17 protein-coding genes are annotated in these 17,570 nt (G+C 51.8%); 9 read left to right on the forward strand and 8 right to left on the reverse strand.

The genetic code is table 11. The annotated features are described in order from the left end of the window. The first annotated feature begins 6 nt into the window (after window positions 1–6). The 4 genes from galB (at window position 7) to B4923_RS02280 (ending at window position 4,149) form a co-directional block, all read left to right on the forward strand. A complete protein-coding gene (gene galB, locus B4923_RS02265) occupies window positions 7–744 on the forward strand; it encodes a 4-oxalmesaconate hydratase (RefSeq protein WP_109052748.1) in 738 nt (245 codons plus the stop codon). After that, window positions 741–1,454 carry a 4-carboxy-4-hydroxy-2-oxoadipate aldolase/oxaloacetate decarboxylase gene (locus B4923_RS02270; RefSeq protein ID WP_109052749.1) on the forward strand — a complete coding sequence of 238 codons (714 nt, stop codon included), beginning with the start codon at window positions 741–743 and terminating at the stop codon, window positions 1,452–1,454. The genes galB and B4923_RS02270 overlap by 4 nt, the downstream gene beginning before the upstream one ends. 5 nt (window positions 1,455–1,459) lie before the next feature. Then, complete coding sequence (locus B4923_RS02275) at window positions 1,460–2,551, forward strand: 4-oxalomesaconate tautomerase (protein ID WP_109052750.1); 1,092 nt, start codon at window positions 1,460–1,462, stop codon at window positions 2,549–2,551. A gap of 170 nt (window positions 2,552–2,721) precedes the next feature. Continuing rightward, window positions 2,722–4,149 (forward strand): anion permease, encoded by a 1,428-nt coding sequence (locus B4923_RS02280; RefSeq protein WP_109052751.1) that lies wholly within the window; start codon window positions 2,722–2,724, stop codon window positions 4,147–4,149. A 146-nt stretch (window positions 4,150–4,295) separates the two neighbouring features. Here the strand turns inward: B4923_RS02280 and B4923_RS02285 are convergent, their stop codons facing one another. Continuing rightward, on the reverse strand, window positions 4,296–5,336 hold the full coding sequence (locus tag B4923_RS02285) for an NADP(H)-dependent aldo-keto reductase (protein ID WP_109052752.1): 1,041 nt from the start codon (window positions 5,334–5,336) through the stop codon (window positions 4,296–4,298). Window positions 5,337–5,433: 97 nt separating this feature from the next. On the opposite strand from B4923_RS02285, the gene B4923_RS20835 reads away from it, so the two are divergent. Further along, window positions 5,434–5,601, forward strand: a complete 168-nt coding sequence (locus B4923_RS20835; RefSeq protein WP_170115998.1) for a hypothetical protein — start codon at window positions 5,434–5,436, stop codon at window positions 5,599–5,601. Window positions 5,602–5,604: 3 nt separating this feature from the next. Here B4923_RS20835 and B4923_RS02290 read toward each other — a convergent pair whose 3' ends face one another. The 3 genes from B4923_RS02290 to mutH form a co-directional block, all read right to left on the reverse strand. Next, window positions 5,605–5,823, reverse strand: a complete 219-nt coding sequence (locus B4923_RS02290; RefSeq protein ID WP_109052753.1) for a YgdI/YgdR family lipoprotein — start codon at window positions 5,821–5,823, stop codon at window positions 5,605–5,607. A gap of 275 nt (window positions 5,824–6,098) precedes the next feature. After that, window positions 6,099–6,815, reverse strand: coding sequence for a TerC family protein (locus tag B4923_RS02295; protein WP_109052754.1), 717 nt, complete (start codon window positions 6,813–6,815; stop codon window positions 6,099–6,101). Window positions 6,816–7,008: 193 nt separating this feature from the next. Further along, entirely contained in the window at window positions 7,009–7,692 is a 684-nt protein-coding gene (gene mutH / locus B4923_RS02300) for a DNA mismatch repair endonuclease MutH (protein ID WP_109052755.1), read from the reverse strand. A 699-nt stretch (window positions 7,693–8,391) separates the two neighbouring features. On the opposite strand from mutH, the gene rppH reads away from it, so the two are divergent. The 4 genes from rppH (at window position 8,392) to thyA (ending at window position 13,050) form a co-directional block, all read left to right on the forward strand. Beyond that, window positions 8,392–8,925 (forward strand): RNA pyrophosphohydrolase, encoded by a 534-nt coding sequence (gene rppH, locus B4923_RS02305; RefSeq protein ID WP_109052756.1) that lies wholly within the window; start codon window positions 8,392–8,394, stop codon window positions 8,923–8,925. A gap of 12 nt (window positions 8,926–8,937) precedes the next feature. Continuing rightward, window positions 8,938–11,184 (forward strand): phosphoenolpyruvate--protein phosphotransferase, encoded by a 2,247-nt coding sequence (ptsP, locus tag B4923_RS02310; RefSeq protein WP_109052757.1) that lies wholly within the window; start codon window positions 8,938–8,940, stop codon window positions 11,182–11,184. Between the two features lie 165 nt (window positions 11,185–11,349). Then, on the forward strand, window positions 11,350–12,216 hold the full coding sequence (gene lgt, locus B4923_RS02315) for a prolipoprotein diacylglyceryl transferase (protein WP_109052758.1): 867 nt from the start codon (window positions 11,350–11,352) through the stop codon (window positions 12,214–12,216). Window positions 12,217–12,255: 39 nt separating this feature from the next. Beyond that, window positions 12,256–13,050 carry a thymidylate synthase gene (gene thyA / locus B4923_RS02320; protein WP_109052759.1) on the forward strand — a complete coding sequence of 265 codons (795 nt, stop codon included), beginning with the start codon at window positions 12,256–12,258 and terminating at the stop codon, window positions 13,048–13,050. A gap of 195 nt (window positions 13,051–13,245) precedes the next feature. Here thyA and potE read toward each other — a convergent pair whose 3' ends face one another. From potE to B4923_RS21200, 4 genes are all read right to left on the reverse strand, one after another. Beyond that, entirely contained in the window at window positions 13,246–14,562 is a 1,317-nt protein-coding gene (potE, locus tag B4923_RS02325; RefSeq protein WP_109053049.1) for a putrescine-ornithine antiporter, read from the reverse strand. Window positions 14,563–14,621: 59 nt separating this feature from the next. After that, window positions 14,622–16,808 carry an ornithine decarboxylase SpeF gene (gene speF, locus B4923_RS02330; protein ID WP_109052760.1) on the reverse strand — a complete coding sequence of 729 codons (2,187 nt, stop codon included), beginning with the start codon at window positions 16,806–16,808 and terminating at the stop codon, window positions 14,622–14,624. A 301-nt stretch (window positions 16,809–17,109) separates the two neighbouring features. Further along, window positions 17,110–17,214 (reverse strand): leader peptide SpeFL, encoded by a 105-nt coding sequence (gene speFL / locus B4923_RS02335; protein ID WP_109052761.1) that lies wholly within the window; start codon window positions 17,212–17,214, stop codon window positions 17,110–17,112. Window positions 17,215–17,327: 113 nt separating this feature from the next. Beyond that, window positions 17,328–17,462 carry a hypothetical protein gene (locus B4923_RS21200; protein ID WP_281261829.1) on the reverse strand — a complete coding sequence of 45 codons (135 nt, stop codon included), beginning with the start codon at window positions 17,460–17,462 and terminating at the stop codon, window positions 17,328–17,330. Window positions 17,463–17,570 lie beyond the last annotated feature (108 nt).

The following is a 17,570-nucleotide window of genomic DNA, read 5'->3' on the forward strand; positions in this document are numbered from 1 at the left end:
ACAAACATGGCAAATATCCGGCAAAAAAGCGCCCTGGTGGTTAGCGCCCACTCGGCAGATTTCGTCTGGCGCGCTGGTGGCGCTATCGCACTGCATGTCGAACAGGGTTATCAGGTGCATGTTGTCTGCCTCTCCTACGGTGAACGCGGTGAGTCCGCCAAATTGTGGCGCAAAGGCAATATGACTGAAACCATCGTCAAAGAAAAACGCCGTGAAGAAGCGGAAGCCGCGGCGAGTCTTCTCGGTGCCAGCATTGAATTTTTTGATATGGGCGATTACCCGTTGCGCGCGGACCAAGAGACGTTATTCCGTCTGGCGGATGTATTTCGTCAGGTACAGCCTCACTTCGTGCTCACGCATTCGCTGGCCGATCCCTACAACTACGACCACCCGCTGGCCGCCAGCCTGACGCAAGAGGCGCGCATCATCGCCCAGGCGGAAGGGTATCGTCCCGGTGAAAGCATTATTGGCGCGCCGCCGGTCTACTGCTTTGAGCCGCATCAGCCGGAGCAGTGCGGCTGGAAGCCTGACGTGCTGCTGGATATCACGCCGGTGTGGGAGAAAAAATATGCCGCCATCCAATGCATGGCGGGGCAGGAGCACCTGTGGGAATACTACACGCGTGTCGCGCTACAGCGAGGGGTACAGGCGAAACGTAATGTCGGCATCGCCAGTTCCCGCGTGATCACCCATGGCGAGGGCTATCAAAGTATCTTCCCTCGTGTAACGGAGAACCTGTCATGAGCATCGTCGGTATGAAAGGGGTTGTGGTGCGGCACATCGAACGCGTGGAACCTGCTCTGCTGCCGCGCTTTGCCGAATACGGCGTGGCGACAGTGCATGAGGCGCAGCAACGTCAGGGACTTCTGGACGAGCGTATCCGGCCGATTCAGCAAGGTCGCAGTATTGCCGGTAATGCGGTGACGGTGCTGGTGACGCCCGGTGACAACTGGATGTTTCATGTGGCAGTTGAGCAATGTCAGACAGGGGATGTGCTGCTGGTGGCGCCGACCTCTGAATGTCACGACGGTTTTTTCGGTGATCTATTGGCCACCTCGTTGCAGGCGCGCGGCGTAGTGGCGCTGGTGGGAGACATCGGCATCCGCGACAGCCAGACGCTGCGTGAGATGGGGTTCCCGGTCTGGTCGCGTACGGTCTGGTCGCAGGGTACCGTGAAAGAGACGATCGGTTCAGTCAATGTTCCGCTGATCTGCGCCGGCCAGTTGGTGACGCCGGGCGATATCGTGGTCGCGGACGACGACGGCGTGGCGATCGTGCCGCGGAGGCGGGCCGCCGCGGTCGCTGATGCGGCACAGAAGCGTGTGGACCTTGAAATAGGTAAGCGTCAGCGTCTGGCGGAGGGCGAGCTGGGGCTGGATATCTACCAAATGCGGGCGCAACTGGCGGCAAAAGGGTTGCGCTATGTCGATTCTATTGACGATCTGAAGTCATAACCATCATGAAACAGACATATATTCCTTGCGTACTGATGCGCGGCGGAACCTCAAAAGCCGCTTGCTTTCTGGCTGCCGATCTACCCGCTGAACCGGCATTGCGGGATCTCGTCCTGCTGGCGGTCATGGGATCGCCCGATCCCCGACAAATCGACGGACTTGGCGGCGCGGAACCGCTAACCAGTAAAGTCGCGATCATCAAGCCTTCCGGGCGTGACGACGCGGATGTTGACTACCTCTTTGCCCAGGTCGGCGTAGATAAGGCGTTGGTGGATTACGGCCAGAACTGCGGCAATATTCTGGCCGCTGTCGGCCCGTTCGCCATTGAAAAGGGACTGGTGGCGGTTTCGGGCGCGCAGACCCTCGTCCGTATCTATATGGAAAATACCGGCCAGATCGCCGAAGCGGTCGTGCAGACGCCGGAAGGCGGCGTGGAATATGAAGGCAACGTGCGTATTGATGGCGTACCCGGCTGCGGCGCTGAACTGGTGCTCAATTTTCGCGATATCGCGGGTTCCAGCTGCGGCGCGTTACTGCCCACCGGCCGGGTGCTGGACCGTATTAACGGTATTGATGTGACCTGTATCGACAACGGTATGCCGGTGGTGGTATTGCGCGCCGCCGACCTCCAGCGTACTGGCTACGAAAGCCGTGAACAGTTGGATCAGGACTCAACGTTGAAGGAGCAACTGGAAGCTATTCGTTTGCGGGCCGGTGAAATGATGTGCCTGGGCGACGTCAGCCAGCGGACAGTGCCCAAAATGACGCTGATTGCCCCTCCCAGAGAAGGAGGAGCCATTGCCACCCGTACTTTCATTCCCCACCGCTGCCATGCCTCGATTGGCGTGCTTGGCGCGGTAAGCGTGGCGACAGCCTGCCTGCTCCCCGGTAGCGTTGCGGAAGGCGTAGCCGTCGTGGGTGACGCGCGGCGGCAGCATATTTCCGTAGAACATCCCAGCGGAGAATTCAGCGTTTTGCTGAGCCGTAATCCGGCAGATGAAGTCGATAGCAGCGGATTGATACGTACCGCGCGTCTGCTGTTCGACGGCCATGTCGCTGTTCCAGGTTCGATTTGGGCAGGAAAAACGCTGCGCTGAGAATGTCCAGAAATTGATGAATGCGGATCGTTACCTTAGGCAGCGCACGTAACCATCCGTAATGGGAAAACGTTCGGTTTAAACCAACGGGGGACAACAATACTGAACTGACATTTACCGATTACTGGCAGGTTCTGATATCCCTATATATTAAAAAGAGAATCTACAACATGAAAAATAGAATCTGGAAGTTGTGTATCCTGGCGGGTATACCGCTTGCGATATGGTTTATCCCGCCGCCAACCGGACTGACTGTGGACTCATGGCGTCTGTTTGGGTTCTATCTGGCGGCTATTTTCGGCCTTATTTTAAAACCGTTGCCGGAAGCCGTGGTTTTGCTGGGCGCCGTAGGCTTTGCGGGTCTTTTCCTTAATAACACCAGTCAAATTCTCGTCGGGTATGCGACATCAACCGTATGGCTGGTGTTTGCCGCGTTCGGTATAAGCGTCGCTTTTGTCAGAACAGGGTTGGGGCGGCGCATTGCTTTTATTATGATCAGGGTTTTTGGCGGCACGACGCTTCGGCTTGGATATATTACGGCATTTTTAGAATTCATCATTTCTCCTGTCACGCCGTCCAACACGGCGCGGAGCGGAGGGATAGTGTTCCCGATTATTCTTTCGGTGGTGAAAGCCCTGGGCTCGGAACCCGGTGAAACATCCAAGAAAGCGGGTTCCTATTTGATGTCTAACATTTACTTTGTCATGAAGGTCAGCAGCTTCATCTTCATTACGGCGATGGCTCCGAATCTTCTTACCGCGGATTTCGCCGATAAAATTTTGGGCGTACATCTCGACTGGGGCATTTGGGCATTGGGCATGATCGTCCCTGGTCTATTGCTGCTGCTAATTGTCCCCGCCGTCGGTTATTACATGGACAAGCCCGAACTGACGATAATTGATAACAAAAAGATTGCGGAAGAGGGGCTGGCGGAACTCGGTCCTATGACGAGGAATGAAAAAGGCTTAGTGGTGATATTTATCTTCGCTTTGCTTGGCTGGGCGCTGCCTTCCCTCCTGGGACAGGTATTCGGCATAACGCTCAGAATCGATGCCACCGCTGTTGCCATGGTCGCTACGGTCATGTGTTTACTGTGCGGTATCATCAAATGGGATGACCTTCTCAACAACAAGGGCGCCTGGAATACATTGCTTTGGTTCGGCGGAATCATCGGCCTGGCGACTGCTCTGAATAAGGCAAAACTGTTCGACTGGTTGGCTGAAACCATACAAAACAATGTCGACTTCGGCAATAACCCCTATATCACGTTATCTATCATTGGGTTTATCAGTATCATCGTGCGTTATTTTTTTGCTTCGGCCAGTTCGTATGCGGTCGCGATGCTTCCGGTGTTGCTTACCGTGGGTAAAGTGGCTGGTGCCGACCCGATGGCGCTCGCGCTCGTATTGGCAGCCACCAACTCTTACGGCGGTGCCTTGACGCACTATGGCGGCGGCGCGGCTCCCATTATCTTTGGTGCCGGCTATAGCGATGTAAAAACGTGGTGGAGTTCTGGCGCCGTGGTCGCGTTTGTCTGCTTTGTCGTGACGATGACGGTCGGTTACGGGTGGTGGCAGCTATTAGGCCTGGTGAAATAATGGCAATGCCAGGGGCGTAAGAAATCGGGCCAGGGAGCCGGTCGCATTTGACCTGCTCCCGTTGATTGGTCTGTTATGCGCGGTTTCCGGATACAGTCACGATGGCCCAAGGCTTCCCGTTCAATGTAGCCGGGATCCTCGGCTATCTATGGCGCCGGGAAGGTAAAACGGCGGTGAATCGCTTCCAACTCGCTGAGAATCTCGCTATCCAACGTCAGTTCCTGACTCGCCAGATTGATCCTGAGCTGCTCTACCGAGGTTGCTCCCAACAAGGTCGTTGCCACAAACGGTTGCTGGCGGACGAAAGCCAGCGCCATTTGCGCCGGATCCAGGCCGTGCTTCTGCGCCAGCGCGACGTACTCGGCGGTAGCCTGCTGAGCATGGGGCGACGTGTAGCGGGTAAAGCGGCTGAACAGCGTATTACGGGCACCTGCTGGTTTGGCGCCATTAAGGTATTTCCCCGTCAGCGTACCAAAAGCCAACGATGAATATGCCAACAACTCTACGCCTTCATGCTGACTGATTTCCGCCAGCCCGACTTCAAAGCTGCGGTTGAGCAGGCTGTACGGATTTTGAATCGACGCAATGCGCGGCAGGTCATGTTTCTCGGCCAGATGCAGATAGCGCATCACGCCCCAGGGCGTTTCGTTGGACACGCCGATATAACGAATCTTACCGGCCCTGACTTGCTCATTCAGGGCTTCCAGCGTTTCCAGCAGGGTAACTGCCGGTTTATCCTCAGTATACTGATACCCCAGTTTGCCAAAACAGTTGGTTTGGCGTTGCGGCCAGTGCAACTGATACAAATCAACATAATCAGTGTTCAGGCGCTTAAGGCTGGCGTCCAATGCGTCACGAATGTTTTTACGATCCAGCGCCTGCTGTGGGCGAATGGCGCTATCATTGCCGCGCACGGGACCGGCGACCTTGCTTGCCAGAATGAGTTTCTCACGCCCGCCGCGGGATTTCAGCCACGAACCGATATAGCTTTCGGTCAGCCCCTGGGTTTCTGGCCGTGGCGGAACCGGGTACATCTCTGCTGTGTCAATCAGGTTAACACCTGCGGCAATGGCGTGATCCAACTGTGCATGCGCTTCAGCTTCACTGTTCTGTTCGCCAAAGGTCATCGTGCCAAGGCCCAGCACACTTACTTCTAAAGAACTATGGGGAATACGGTGATATTGCATTGCCAGCTTCCTTGTATGTCTGAAAATAGCAGATGTATCGCTATACCCGTCATCTTTTCAATTGCGGAGACGATGGCTTTCTCTCCGGCTGGTGACTATGCCATTTCGGCGTTGGGAGGGGAGAGGGGTTGCCGTTTTCCTGCAACGTGAAATCTTTTGGGATGACACACCTGAATTTGACTATAACGAAGCCGCGCGATGTGGGGAAGCCTCTTTACTCTCTGACGGTGTGGTAATGGTGTCGGGCGGGGAGAGAAATATCTGACAATCAGCGTTCGATAATCTGAGAAATGTTATCGCTGTTAATCTGTTTTTCGTTTCCATGTTCATCAATGTAACTGAGCATTCCCGTCTCTTTATCCAGAACCGGCTTATTTTGTGTCAGCAGCATCTGGCCCTCTTTTGTTGCCATGACATACCGGCTGGAGCAGCCGCAAAGAGTGAATAATACCGCCAGAGCCACTGCCATTTTTACCCGTACTTTCATCGTTATCTTTACCTGTTTCACCTGTCTTCCGACAGCAAAAAAATTGAAGGTTATTGAACAAGTCTAACAAATAGTCCGTGGGGATTAAGTAGGAATAATGGAAAAAACTAATGAGAAAACGGTTAATTTTGGTTAAAACGAACGACGGAATATGTCAGAACGAAGATGGAAAGAACAAGACGCGGTGCGAGGCGTTGTAAAATGTGCCTCATCACCGCATTTTCTTCATTATGCCCTGTCGCAGCCGGCTTGAGGGGAAAACACGCTGCGGGCGATTAGTCGGCCTCTTTGGCTTTTTTGCCGCGCAACAGGTTCAGGGCTTCGACAGACATTGAGAAGAACATCGCAAAGTAAATGTAGCCTTTCGGTACATGAATATCGAAGCTTTCCAGAATCAGCGTGAAGCCTACCAGGATCAGGAATGACAGCGCCAGCATTTTGACGGACGGATGACGTTCGACAAACTCTCCGATGGTGCGGGCGGAAAACATCATCACGCCAACCGCGATAACCACGGCGGCCATCATAATAAACAGGTGATCGGAAAGCCCTACCGCCGTGATCACGGAATCCAGGCTGAAAATAATATCCAGCAGCATGATTTGCACGATCGCGCCAAAGAAAGAGTGTACCTGTGATGCGTGTTCCTCTGAGCTCCCTTCCACGGTTTCATGGATTTCTTTGCTCGATTTCCAGATCAGGAACAGGCCGCCGAAAAACAGGATCAGATCACGGGTAGAAATATCATTACCCAGCACGGTAAATAAAGGATTGGTCAGGCGGATCACCCAGGCAATCGAAGCCAGCAGTCCCAGACGCATGAGCATGGCGCCCATGAGGCCGATCCGGCGGGCTTTATTTTGCTGAGCTTTAGGAAGTTTGGAGACAACCAACGACAGGAAAATAATGTTGTCGATGCCAAGAACGATTTCCAGAATAGTTAGCGTTCCCAGCGCCAACCAGGCATTCGGATCAACAATCCAATCAAACATTGTATCAATACACCTTAAACGAAACGTAAACGATATTATACGCCGCTACATGAGTGAACGGGCAAGTGAAAGTGTGGTTGGCGGTACTCTTCATCTTTTTTCAGACATACAGAGGTGCGGGTTTCCCGGTTTATTTCCCCATAAACGCAGGATCGTTTTCCGATGTCACGCAGTGACGGGCAGGGATAGCCCGTCATAAAAAATGGCGCGCCAGCAGCGGCGTGGTAAACGTTTTCTTCAGATAGAACCCACGGGGTAGCGTCATGATGGGTTGCCCGAATTCACCGATTGCTTCCGTCAGGACGCGACTGTTGGCGGCCTTGGGACGCAACTGTAGCACTTCCCCATGACGCGCCGTGATGCTTTCAACTTTTCCGAGCACAATCAAGTCCATTAATTCTTCCCAGTCGCGGCGCAGTTGCTCTTCCTCTTCTTCGCTTGGGCTCCAGATGAGCGGCGTACCAATTCGTCGTTCACCTAACGGAATCGGCCGTGAACCTTCAACCGGAATCCACAGCACACGCGCCAGCTTGTGCCGAACGTGGCTGCTTTCCCAGGTGACGCCGCTATTGCCGGTCAGCGGCGCGACGCAGACAAATGTGGTTTCCAGCGGCCGCCCCTGTTCATCAACAGGAATGGTTTTCAGCTCAATACCGATATCGGGGAAATCCTGCTCGGGTTTACTGCCCGCGGTGGCTCCCAGAAAACGTTCCAGCAGAATGCCAATCCAGCCTTTATCACGCTTCAGGTTTGCCGGCAGCGGCAGTTGCGCAATGCCGGCCAGCTCAGCCAGATTGTAGCCCGCAAGCGATTGGGCTCGCTGTAGTAATTCCTGTTCATTATGTGGTGGCGCAGTAAGAACCGACGGTGAATTCATGGCATGTCTAACCTGATATTTTCCGCTCAAAAAAAACGCAGCGGGTGAAAAACATTAACGCACAGTCTGCGAGACGGCTGAAGAATTCAATAATAGCATGATTCATAGTGCTTTTTTTTAGTGTGAAAACGAGAGGAGGATCCGGTTTTTTCAAACTGTGCACTTGTAGAAACCAACAATGAACAGGATCTTACACTAGGTTATCCACAGATTTCTTGGATAACCTGCATAAAGATGGATTACTGGTTTGATTTACAGCCTTGACGTCGGCGCTTTTTGCTGTTTTTGCTTATTTATTGTCTGATGCCGCCATTGCCTCTGTGGATAAAATCGACATAGAACGATCTTTCGCCAGCACGGCGTTGATCATCATTCGATCAGGATCCTTTGCGGTGATTTTGCTGTGAAAAATAGGCTTAATTTTATGAAAAAAAAGCAGTATTTTTTAAGTCTGTCAGCAATTTTTTATCTGCAAAAAATAAGTTTTACTCACTTTTTCATGGGTTCTGCACAAAGATGTCCACAGAAATAGTGAATAAACCGGCATTCCTTGACCTCATCTGTTTATAACTTTGATTCGATCTGTGGGTTATCTTCATTTTATTAGAGTGATAACTGCGCTAAGCAGTGGTTTACCGTCTGCCGGGAGTGTGAAACAATCAGGTTATCTTTGCATTTAAAGTTTATCGAGGTAGTCCGGTGATCGATGATGATGGCTACCGCCCGAATGTTGGTATCGTAATTTGTAATCGGCAGGGACAGGTTTTGTGGGCCCGTCGCTACGGTCAACACTCCTGGCAGTTTCCTCAAGGGGGAATAAACCCCGGAGAAAGCGCGGAGCAGGCGATGTACCGTGAGCTGTTTGAGGAAGTGGGTCTGAAGAAAAAAGATGTCCGCGTCCTGGCATCTACCCGCAACTGGTTACGTTATAAGTTACCGAAACGTTTGGTGCGTTGGGATACTAAACCGGTCTGTATCGGCCAAAAACAAAAATGGTTTCTGCTACAGTTGATGTGTAATGAGTCTGATATCAATATGCAAAGCAGTGGCACGCCTGAGTTTGATGGCTGGCGTTGGGTCAGTTACTGGTATCCGGTTCGTCAGGTTGTGTCTTTCAAACGCGATGTTTACCGTCGCGTAATGAAAGAATTTATCAGCCCGGTGATACAACTCCAGGAGAATACGGCGGCACGGACGGCACCACCGTCTGGCTCCCGACGAAAAAGAGGGTAATTCACGCACATTATGCTCACGCGTTTGCGAGAAATTGTCGAAAAAGTAGCCTCAATGGCTCGCCTTAATGATGCGCTGGAAATCCTGGTCAATGAAACCTGTCAGGCAATGGACACGGAGGTCTGTTCGATTTATCTGGCTGACCACGATCGCCAATGCTATTACCTGATGGCAACGCGCGGGTTAAAGAAACCGCGCGGCCACGCGGTCACGTTAGAGTTTGGGCAAGGCGTGGTTGGTCTGGTCGGTCAGCGTGCCGAACCGATTAATCTGGCTGATGCCCGTACTCATCCCAGTTTCAAATTTATTCCCGCCGTAAAAGAGCAACATTTCCGCTCTTTTCTGGGCGTCCCCATTATCCATCGTCGTCAACTGCTGGGCGTGTTGGTCGTCCAGCAGCGTGAACATCGCCAGTTTGACAAGAATGAAGAGTCATTCATGGTCACGCTGGCAACGCAGATGGCGGCCATCCTCTCTTTATCTCAGATTAAGACGCTGTTTGGTCAATACCGTCAGACGCGAATTAACGCGCTGGTAGCCGCGCCCGGTGTGGCGATCGCGCCGGGCTGGCAGGACTGTAGTCAGCCTTCTCTGGATCAGGTTTTCCCCGCGTCAAGCCTGGACCGCGAACGTGAACGTTCCCGACTGACGCAGGCGTTGGAAGACGCTACGGCGGAGTTTCGGCGTTTCAGCAAACGTTTCAGCGCCAGCGCCCAAAAAGAAAGCGCTGCGATTTTCGATTTGTACTCCCACCTGCTGAATGATGCGCGCCTGAAGCGCGAACTGTTTCAGGAAGTGGACGCCGGTAACGCGGCGGAATGGGCGGTCAAACTGGTGATTGAACGTTTTGCGGCCCAGTTTTCCAATTTGCAGGATACCTATCTGCGTGAGCGGGCCGGGGATTTGCGAGCGCTGGGCCAACGATTGTTGTTCCATCTTGATGACAATGCGCAAAGCATCGGGCAGTGGCCCGAGCGTTTCATTCTTGCCGCGGATGAACTGACGGCCACCTTACTGGCGGAGCTCCCTCCGGAACGTCTGGCTGGCGTTGTGGTATACGACGGCGCCGCCAATTCCCATGCCGCGATTCTGGTGCGGGCAATGGGGATCCCTACGTTGGTTGGCGCGGATATTCAGCCTGAACTGCTCCATCAGCGTCTGCTGATTATTGACGGCTATCGTGGCGAGCTGCTGGTGGATCCTGAACCTGTGTTGGTGCAGGAATATCAGCGTCTGCTGATTGAAGAGAATGAACTGACCCGTCTGGCGGAAGGCGATATGGAACGTCCCGCCGTTCTGAAAAGCGGCGAGCGCATTCAGGTCATGTTGAACGCGGGGTTGAGTGCGGAGCATGAGAAACGGTTTATCAATCAGGTCGACGGCGTCGGTCTGTACCGCACCGAAATCCCCTTTATGCTCCAGAGCGGTTTTCCGTCTGAAGATGAACAGATGGCGCAATATCAAAGCATGCTGCAACTCTATCCGTCACGCCAGGTCATGTTGCGTACGCTGGATATTGGCGCGGATAAACCGTTGCCTTATTTGCCCATCAGCGAAGAGAACCCTTGTCTGGGCTGGCGCGGTATTCGTATTACGCTCGATCAGCCGGAAATCTTTCTGATTCAGGTTCGTGCCATGCTGCGGGCGAACGCGCATCTTGGCAACCTGAATATCCTGCTGCCGATGATCAGTAGCCTGGATGAGGTTGATGAGGCCCGGCGCCTTATCGATCAAGCGGCGGGTGAAGTGGAGGAAATGCTGGGGTTTCCACAGCCTAAGCCACGCATCGGTATCATGGTGGAAGTCCCCTCCATGATTTTCCTGTTGCAGCATCTGGCTTCCCGTATCGATTTTGTGTCGGTGGGCACCAACGATCTCACTCAGTACCTGCTGGCCGTCGATCGCAACAACGCCCATGTCGCTTCCCTGTACAACAGCTTGCATCCGGCTATGCTTCGGGCGCTGAACCTCATCGCGATTGAATGTCAGCGTCACAACATTGCGCTTTCCGTATGTGGCGAGATGGCGGGGGAAGCATTGGGCGCATTGCTGCTGACCGGGCTCGGGTATCGCACGTTGAGTATGAATGGTCGTAGCGTTGCCCGCATTAAGTACCTGCTGCGCCAGATCGCGCTGCCCGATGCGCAGTCTCTGGTACAGCAACTGCTGAATGCGCGCACCGCCAGCGAAGTCAGACAATGGGCATCGATCTTCATCGAAGAACGCGGACTGGGCGGATTGGTCCGTGGCGGACGCTGATTCAAGGGAAGGTTTTACAGATCTTTTCCCAGCCGGATAACCACCGGATCCGCTGCGCTATGCTATGATTCGCAGCCGCGGTTTGCAGGAAAGGATGATATTCCTGTCTTGGCTATAAATGCTCCCCGTCTGCGGGGGATAATACAACAAAATATGTGGTGAACGATGACGACGAGCTATCTGGCGTTTCCTCAGTTTGATCCAGTGATTTTTTCAATTGGCCCGGTGGCGCTGCACTGGTATGGACTGATGTATTTGGTTGGTTTTGTGTTCGCCATGTGGCTGGCTGGTCGTCGGGCTAACCAACCGGGCAGCGGCTGGAAGAAGGATGAAGTCGAAAACCTGCTGTATATGGGCTTCCTCGGTGTCTTTGTCGGCGGACGTCTGGGCTATGTCCTGTTCTATGCCTTTCCATCGTTTCTGGAAAACCCGCTCTATTTGTTCAAAGTCTGGGATGGCGGCATGTCGTTCCACGGTGGTCTGGTGGGCGTGATTTGCGTTATGCTGTGGTTTGCCCGTAAAACCAAACGGCATTTTTTTCAGGTATCTGATTTTATTGCACCTTTGATTCCATTCGGTTTGGGCGCGGGGCGTCTTGGAAACTTTATCAACGGTGAACTGTGGGGGCGTGTCACAACCAATACGCCATGGGCCATGTTGTTTCCCGGCTCACGCAGTGAAGATCTGGAACTGGCGGTCAGCAATCCCCAATGGCAGGCTATTTTCAATCAATACGGTATGCTGCCGAGACATCCATCCCAGCTGTACCAAATGCTGCTTGAAGGGGTACTGCTGTTTATCATATTGAATTTGTTTATTCGTAAATCCCGCCCGATGGGCAGCGTTTCGGGGCTTTTCCTGATTGGCTACGGTCTGTTTCGGATTATTGCCGAATTTTTCCGCCAGCCGGATGCGCAGCTGGGCCTGTTCGGCGGTTTCTTCAGTATGGGGCAGATTCTTTCACTGCCGATGGTGATCGTGGGCATCCTGATGATGGTGTGGGCGTATCGCCGCGAACCAGTACAGCAGTAATTGTCAGCCGTCATTCTCTAATATTTGTGGTGAGGTAGTATGAAACAGTATCTGGATCTGATGAAGAAAGTGCTTGATGAAGGAACGCCCAAAGCGGACCGCACCGGCACCGGCACCCGCTCTATTTTCGGTCATCAGATGCGTTTCAATTTGCAGGAAGGTTTTCCGCTGGTCACAACCAAGCGCTGTCATCTGCGATCCATTATTCATGAGCTACTCTGGTTTCTGAATGGCGATACCAATGTTGCCTATCTGCATGAGAACAAAGTCAGTATTTGGGACGAATGGGCAGATGAAAACGGCGATCTCGGGCCGGTTTACGGGAAACAGTGGCGCGCCTGGGGAGCGGCCGACGGACGTCAGATCGATCAGTTGAAAAAGGTACTGACGCAGTTGAAACAGGATCCTGACTCGCGCCGCATTATTGTTTCAGCCTGGAACGTCGGGGAACTGGACAAAATGGCGCTGGCGCCGTGCCATGCCTTTTTCCAGTTCTATGTCGCCGATGGGAAATTATCCTGCCAGCTATATCAGCGCTCATGCGATGTGTTCCTGGGGCTGCCGTTCAATATCGCCAGTTATGCGCTGCTGGTGCATATGGTGGCGCAACAGTGCGATCTGGCCGTGGGTGATTTTGTCTGGACCGGCGGCGATACGCACCTCTATAACAACCATATGGAGCAGACTCACCTGCAATTGAGCCGTGAGCCGCGCCCGTTGCCGAAACTGGTGATTAAACGCCGTCCCGATACGCTGTTTGATTACCGTTTTGAAGATTTTGAGATCGAAGACTACGATCCGCACCCGGCAATTAAAGCGCCGGTGGCGATTTGATCGCTATCGCGTAGCAATGGAGGTTGATGACAGATTTGTCTTCCTCCGTTATCCCCGCGCAGGCGTGACAGATTAGGGCTCGACGTCGCGAATAGCGGCGTTGTCAGCCGTCAGAATGGCCGCTTTTGCGGCCATTCTTGTTCCTGATGATGTTATCCCTTCGCACCTTTCATTGTTTCGCCGGGATATGCTTACTCAGCTATTGTGGCGAGGTATTTCAAACCGCGGCGATACCAGACCATATAGCGTCCAGCCCAGGAATGTCACAATCGCGCCATACATCATTGCTTCCTCGCCGGACGAATACAGCGCATAGAAGCTATATATTGCCCCGGCAAATGCGATTGCGTTTGTCGTGCGAGCCTTCCCGGAGGCCACGTTTGCCTGTTTCTGGATAATACAGACCGCCGCCATGGAGAGAATATAAGGAATGATATTAGTGACGACCGCCAGATTAACCAATACGTTGAATTGTTTGTTCAGTGAAGGGCTAATCGTCAGCAGAGACAGCAGCGACTGGATAATAACAATCGCCAACATACCCCGTACCGGCGCATCAAACTTATTGAGTTTAGAGAACAGTTTTGGGAAATAACCGCTGTCGGAAGAGGATTTGAACACCTGCGCAATAGTAAACTGCCATCCCAGCAGTGAACCGCAACAGGACATGACCATCAGCGCCATAATGATTTTACCGACTGTCGGCGTAAACATCTGTGCGAAGGCAAGACCGAAAGGTGCGGTGGAGTTGGCCAGATCCATATTCGGTACTATACCGGCGATCACGTTGGTAGAGAGAATATAAATGATGGCGGCGCCCAGGGTTCCCCCGAGAACGGCGATAGGTACGTTCTTTTCTGGATTATCCACGGCTTCCGAATTGGCGCACGCCGATTCCATTCCCAGAAATGCCCATAAAGTCATCGCAATAGACGAGCCAACCGCTTCAAACGTCGGGACATTATGCGGGTTCCAGGAGGACACATACAATTCGGGACTGAACCAGAACCAGCCAATCACGGATAGACCGGCGACAGGAATGATAACCCCCCATACGGTGATGCCGCTAATCTGCCCGGTAATGCGTGCGCCGGCGAAGTTGGGGAGGGTACATATCCATAACACGCCAATTGTCGCCAGACCGATGCTGAGAGGGCTCAGGCTGATTCCGAAGAATTCGGTGCCGTATCCCACTGCCGAAATAGCAATCGCCACGTTGGCAATGAGCAGCGACACCCCATAGGTATAGTTCGCCATAAAATTACCGGACTTACCGAAAGTATACTCGGCATAACCGCCCATACCACCGCTCTTGCGGCTGAACATCCCGCATTTGGCAAACGCATAGGCCAGCGCCATTGAGCCGACGGCAGTAACCAGCCAGGACACGATAGAAATCGTTCCCACTTCGGCTAACTTGGTTGGCAACATGATAATCCCTGACCCCATCATGTTGACGGCGGTTAGAATAGTGAGCTGTAGCACGCTCATTTTATTTCTGGATTTACTCATCATCTGTTCCTTAACAAACAGGTCAGCGGAGCGAATGATCTCCGCTGAGATCATTCCGATCAGCCATTTTTGCTGACAGGTTCGTTTTTAATCACATAGCCGTAAGCGCGCTTGCGTCCGTCCTCGTCCTGGATATAAACCCCTTGCAATTCAGGGGCGAAGCCCGGCAGGCGGTTGATCCCTTCTTCCAGTGCCAGGAAGTAGTGCTGCACCGGGCCATTCCATCTTTCTCCCGGTACCACGCATAGCACGCCCGGTGGGTAAGGGAGTGCGCCTTCCGCGGCGATCCGGCCTTCGATATCGGCCAGCGCGACCAGTTCGACATTACCGCGCACAAATTCGATATTGGCTTGCTGCGGATTCATAACGGAATGCGGGAGATAGGCCTTACGGAACATCTCTTTTTGCAACGTTTTGACGTCGTTTCTAACGTACAGATCGTGCATTTCCTGGCAGAGTTGGCGAAGTGTGTAACCGCGGTAACGTTCCTCGTGATGACGATAAATGCTGGGGAGCACTTCGGAGAGCGGCGCATCTTCTTCCAGCAGGCGTTCGAATTGAGCGATCAGTGCGACCAGGTGGCGCATCTTTGCCATATCCTCTGCTGGCGTCATCAGGAATAAGATGGAGTTGAGATCGCATTTTTCCGGCACGATCCCGTTTTCACGCAGGTAATTGGCCAGAATGGTCGCAGGTACGCCAAATGCTTCATATTCCCCGGTTTTGACATCAATGCCCGGCGTCGTTAGCATCAGTTTGCATGGATCGACAAAGTACTGATTTTCTGCATAATTTTCAAATGAATGCCAACGTTCATTCGGCACGAAATCGAAGAAACGAAGATCGTTGGCCATTTCTTCCGTCGAGTATTCTTCCCATTTCTGACCATCGATCGTGGTCGGGATGAAGGGACGGATGTAATGGCAGAGTTTCAACAGCAACTTACGCGTTTCAATCCCGTTTTTGACGCACTCCATCCACATTTTTTTCCCGCTTTCACCCTCGTGCATTCTGGCGTTGACATCCAGTGCCGCAAATAAGGGATAGAAGGGGCTGGTGGAAGCATGCATCATAAAGGCGTTGTTCATGCGTTTATGATTGACGTATCGAGCCTGTCCCTTGATATGGCTGTCTTTTTTATGAATCTGGGACGTTTGAGAGAAGCCAGCCATTTGCTTATGTACGGACTGTGTGACCAGAATACCCGGATCGTTTTCGTTCAGTTCCAGCAATAGCGGAGAGCAGGCGTTCATCATGGGAATGAACTGCTCATAGCCTACCCAGGCGGAGTCGAACAAGATGTAGTCACACAGGTGGCCGATTTTATCGACAACCTGGCGGGCGTTATAAATCGTGCCGTCGTAGGTGCCCAGTTGGATCACGGCGAGCCTGAAGGGGCGTTGCTCCGATTTCCGTTCTGGCGCCACTTCTGCAATCAGCTCGCGCAGGTATTTATCTTCAAAACAATGAGCGTCGATTCCCCCGATGAAACCAAACGGGTTGCGGGCTGTTTCCAGGTAAACCGGCGTCGCGCCTGCCTGAATCAGAGCTCCATGGTGGTTGGATTTATGATTATTACGGTCGAACAGCACCAAATCGCCGGGACTTAATAGCGCGTTTAATACCACTTTATTTGAAGAGGAGGTCCCATTGAGAACGAAATACGTTTTATCGGCGTTGAAAACCTTGGCTGCGTGCTGTTGCGCCAGACAAGGCGCACCTTCATGAATGAGGAGATCGCCCATTGCCACATCCGCGTTACACAGGTCGGAACGGAAAAGCGTTTCGCCAAAGTAATCAAAGAACTGCTGGCCAGTAGGGTGGCGGCGGAAGAATTGCCCGCCCTGATGTCCCGGACAGTCAAATGCGGTATACCCCTGTTCTACGTAATCGACCAGTCGTCCAAAGAAGGGGGGGAGCAACTCGCTTTCATATTTATCTGCCACCGATGTTAGCTGCCTACCGTAGTAATCCGCATTGCCGTCATTCAATTCGAAAACGCCGCTGACGCGCAGCAGATAGCTTGCCGGTATGTTTTCACCCTGGATTACAGCGATAAAAACAGGTAAATCGAATGCGGTCTGCTCTATCTTATCCAGCATCCCTGATGCCGCATCCTGTAAAGAAAGTACTGCGGCACAGACATCAATAAATGATGTGTTTTTAATATCAACTGTTTCACGCTCGGTATTGAAACTATGGATAACATCTGAACTAACGGCTACTTTTAAATTAAGCTTAGCCATAATATCCTCTTTTTTTAAATACAGTCATGCCTATGCATGGAATAAATTTGCATATAAAGGTGTTGCCTGTTTTTTTCGCGCAGGAATGGGCGGTAAAGGAAATAAATAACCTTTACGGATTTTCTGGCGAAAATACGAGTATCTCTCTTCGAAAAATAAAATATTTCGAATAATAAATGGTCTGATTAATGTGATAAAATATGAGCTACCCTAGACGAAGTTATCGTCAGGCAGATTTTTACACATGTATTAAAGAAAACATGACCATCCTGAAAAGGGATACTCAGTTTTTGAGGTAGGTTTATCTGGCGTTGAAAAGATGAAAGTCAAAACAGCTGCGGTGGGACAATTGCATGATGTGCGTCGTGCGCCTGATGTGGGCAGATTTTCTGTTGTTGTTCTCCACTTTTTCCTCCTTATAACTATTCATTGAGTCTTATGACTCGGTGTCAGTATATTGCATAAAATATAAGTTTTTGTGATTCACTTCAAAAAAACTCTTCATTTTTAAATAATTATTCATTTTGTATTCACTTTTAATTGCATAAATAATGCATATTTTTTTCTTATGGGTGCTGAAAGCCAGAGGTGATATGCAACAGTTTTTGCCATTGGCATCACGCCCTGGCCTTTATTTTCCTGATAAATGCTCATTTTTTTACCATGAAAGTAAATAAACTGTTAATAGTTGTGTTTTTTATGTGGAATTAAACAATGACTAGCTATGCAATTAAAATAAAGCTATACGCATTATATTTCGAC

This window comes from Brenneria roseae subsp. americana (assembly GCF_003115815.1).
GTDB classification, from domain to species: domain Bacteria; phylum Pseudomonadota; class Gammaproteobacteria; order Enterobacterales; family Enterobacteriaceae; genus Brenneria; species Brenneria roseae.

Bases quoted from the DNA above. Each gene is read 5' to 3' on its own strand.
- B4923_RS02280 (WP_109052751.1), top strand. From the start codon at position 2,722: ATGAAAAATAGAATCTGGAAGTTGTGTATCCTGGCGGGTATACCGCTT.
- ptsP (WP_109052757.1), top strand. From the start codon at position 8,938: ATGCTCACGCGTTTGCGAGAAATTGTCGAAAAAGTAGCCTCAATGGCT.
- mutH (WP_109052755.1), bottom strand. From the start codon at position 7,692: ATGAATTCACCGTCGGTTCTTACTGCGCCACCACATAATGAACAGGAA.
- B4923_RS21200 (WP_281261829.1), bottom strand. From the start codon at position 17,462: ATGAGCATTTATCAGGAAAATAAAGGCCAGGGCGTGATGCCAATGGCA.
- B4923_RS02285 (WP_109052752.1), bottom strand. From the start codon at position 5,336: ATGCAATATCACCGTATTCCCCATAGTTCTTTAGAAGTAAGTGTGCTG.
- thyA (WP_109052759.1), top strand. From the start codon at position 12,256: ATGAAACAGTATCTGGATCTGATGAAGAAAGTGCTTGATGAAGGAACG.
- B4923_RS20835 (WP_170115998.1), top strand. From the start codon at position 5,434: ATGCCATTTCGGCGTTGGGAGGGGAGAGGGGTTGCCGTTTTCCTGCAA.
- galB (WP_109052748.1), top strand. From the start codon at position 7: ATGGCAAATATCCGGCAAAAAAGCGCCCTGGTGGTTAGCGCCCACTCG.
- B4923_RS02290 (WP_109052753.1), bottom strand. From the start codon at position 5,823: ATGAAAGTACGGGTAAAAATGGCAGTGGCTCTGGCGGTATTATTCACT.
- B4923_RS02295 (WP_109052754.1), bottom strand. From the start codon at position 6,815: ATGTTTGATTGGATTGTTGATCCGAATGCCTGGTTGGCGCTGGGAACG.
- lgt (WP_109052758.1), top strand. From the start codon at position 11,350: ATGACGACGAGCTATCTGGCGTTTCCTCAGTTTGATCCAGTGATTTTT.
- potE (WP_109053049.1), bottom strand. From the start codon at position 14,562: ATGAGTAAATCCAGAAATAAAATGAGCGTGCTACAGCTCACTATTCTA.
- speF (WP_109052760.1), bottom strand. From the start codon at position 16,808: ATGGCTAAGCTTAATTTAAAAGTAGCCGTTAGTTCAGATGTTATCCAT.
- B4923_RS02270 (WP_109052749.1), top strand. From the start codon at position 741: ATGAGCATCGTCGGTATGAAAGGGGTTGTGGTGCGGCACATCGAACGC.
- B4923_RS02275 (WP_109052750.1), top strand. From the start codon at position 1,460: ATGAAACAGACATATATTCCTTGCGTACTGATGCGCGGCGGAACCTCA.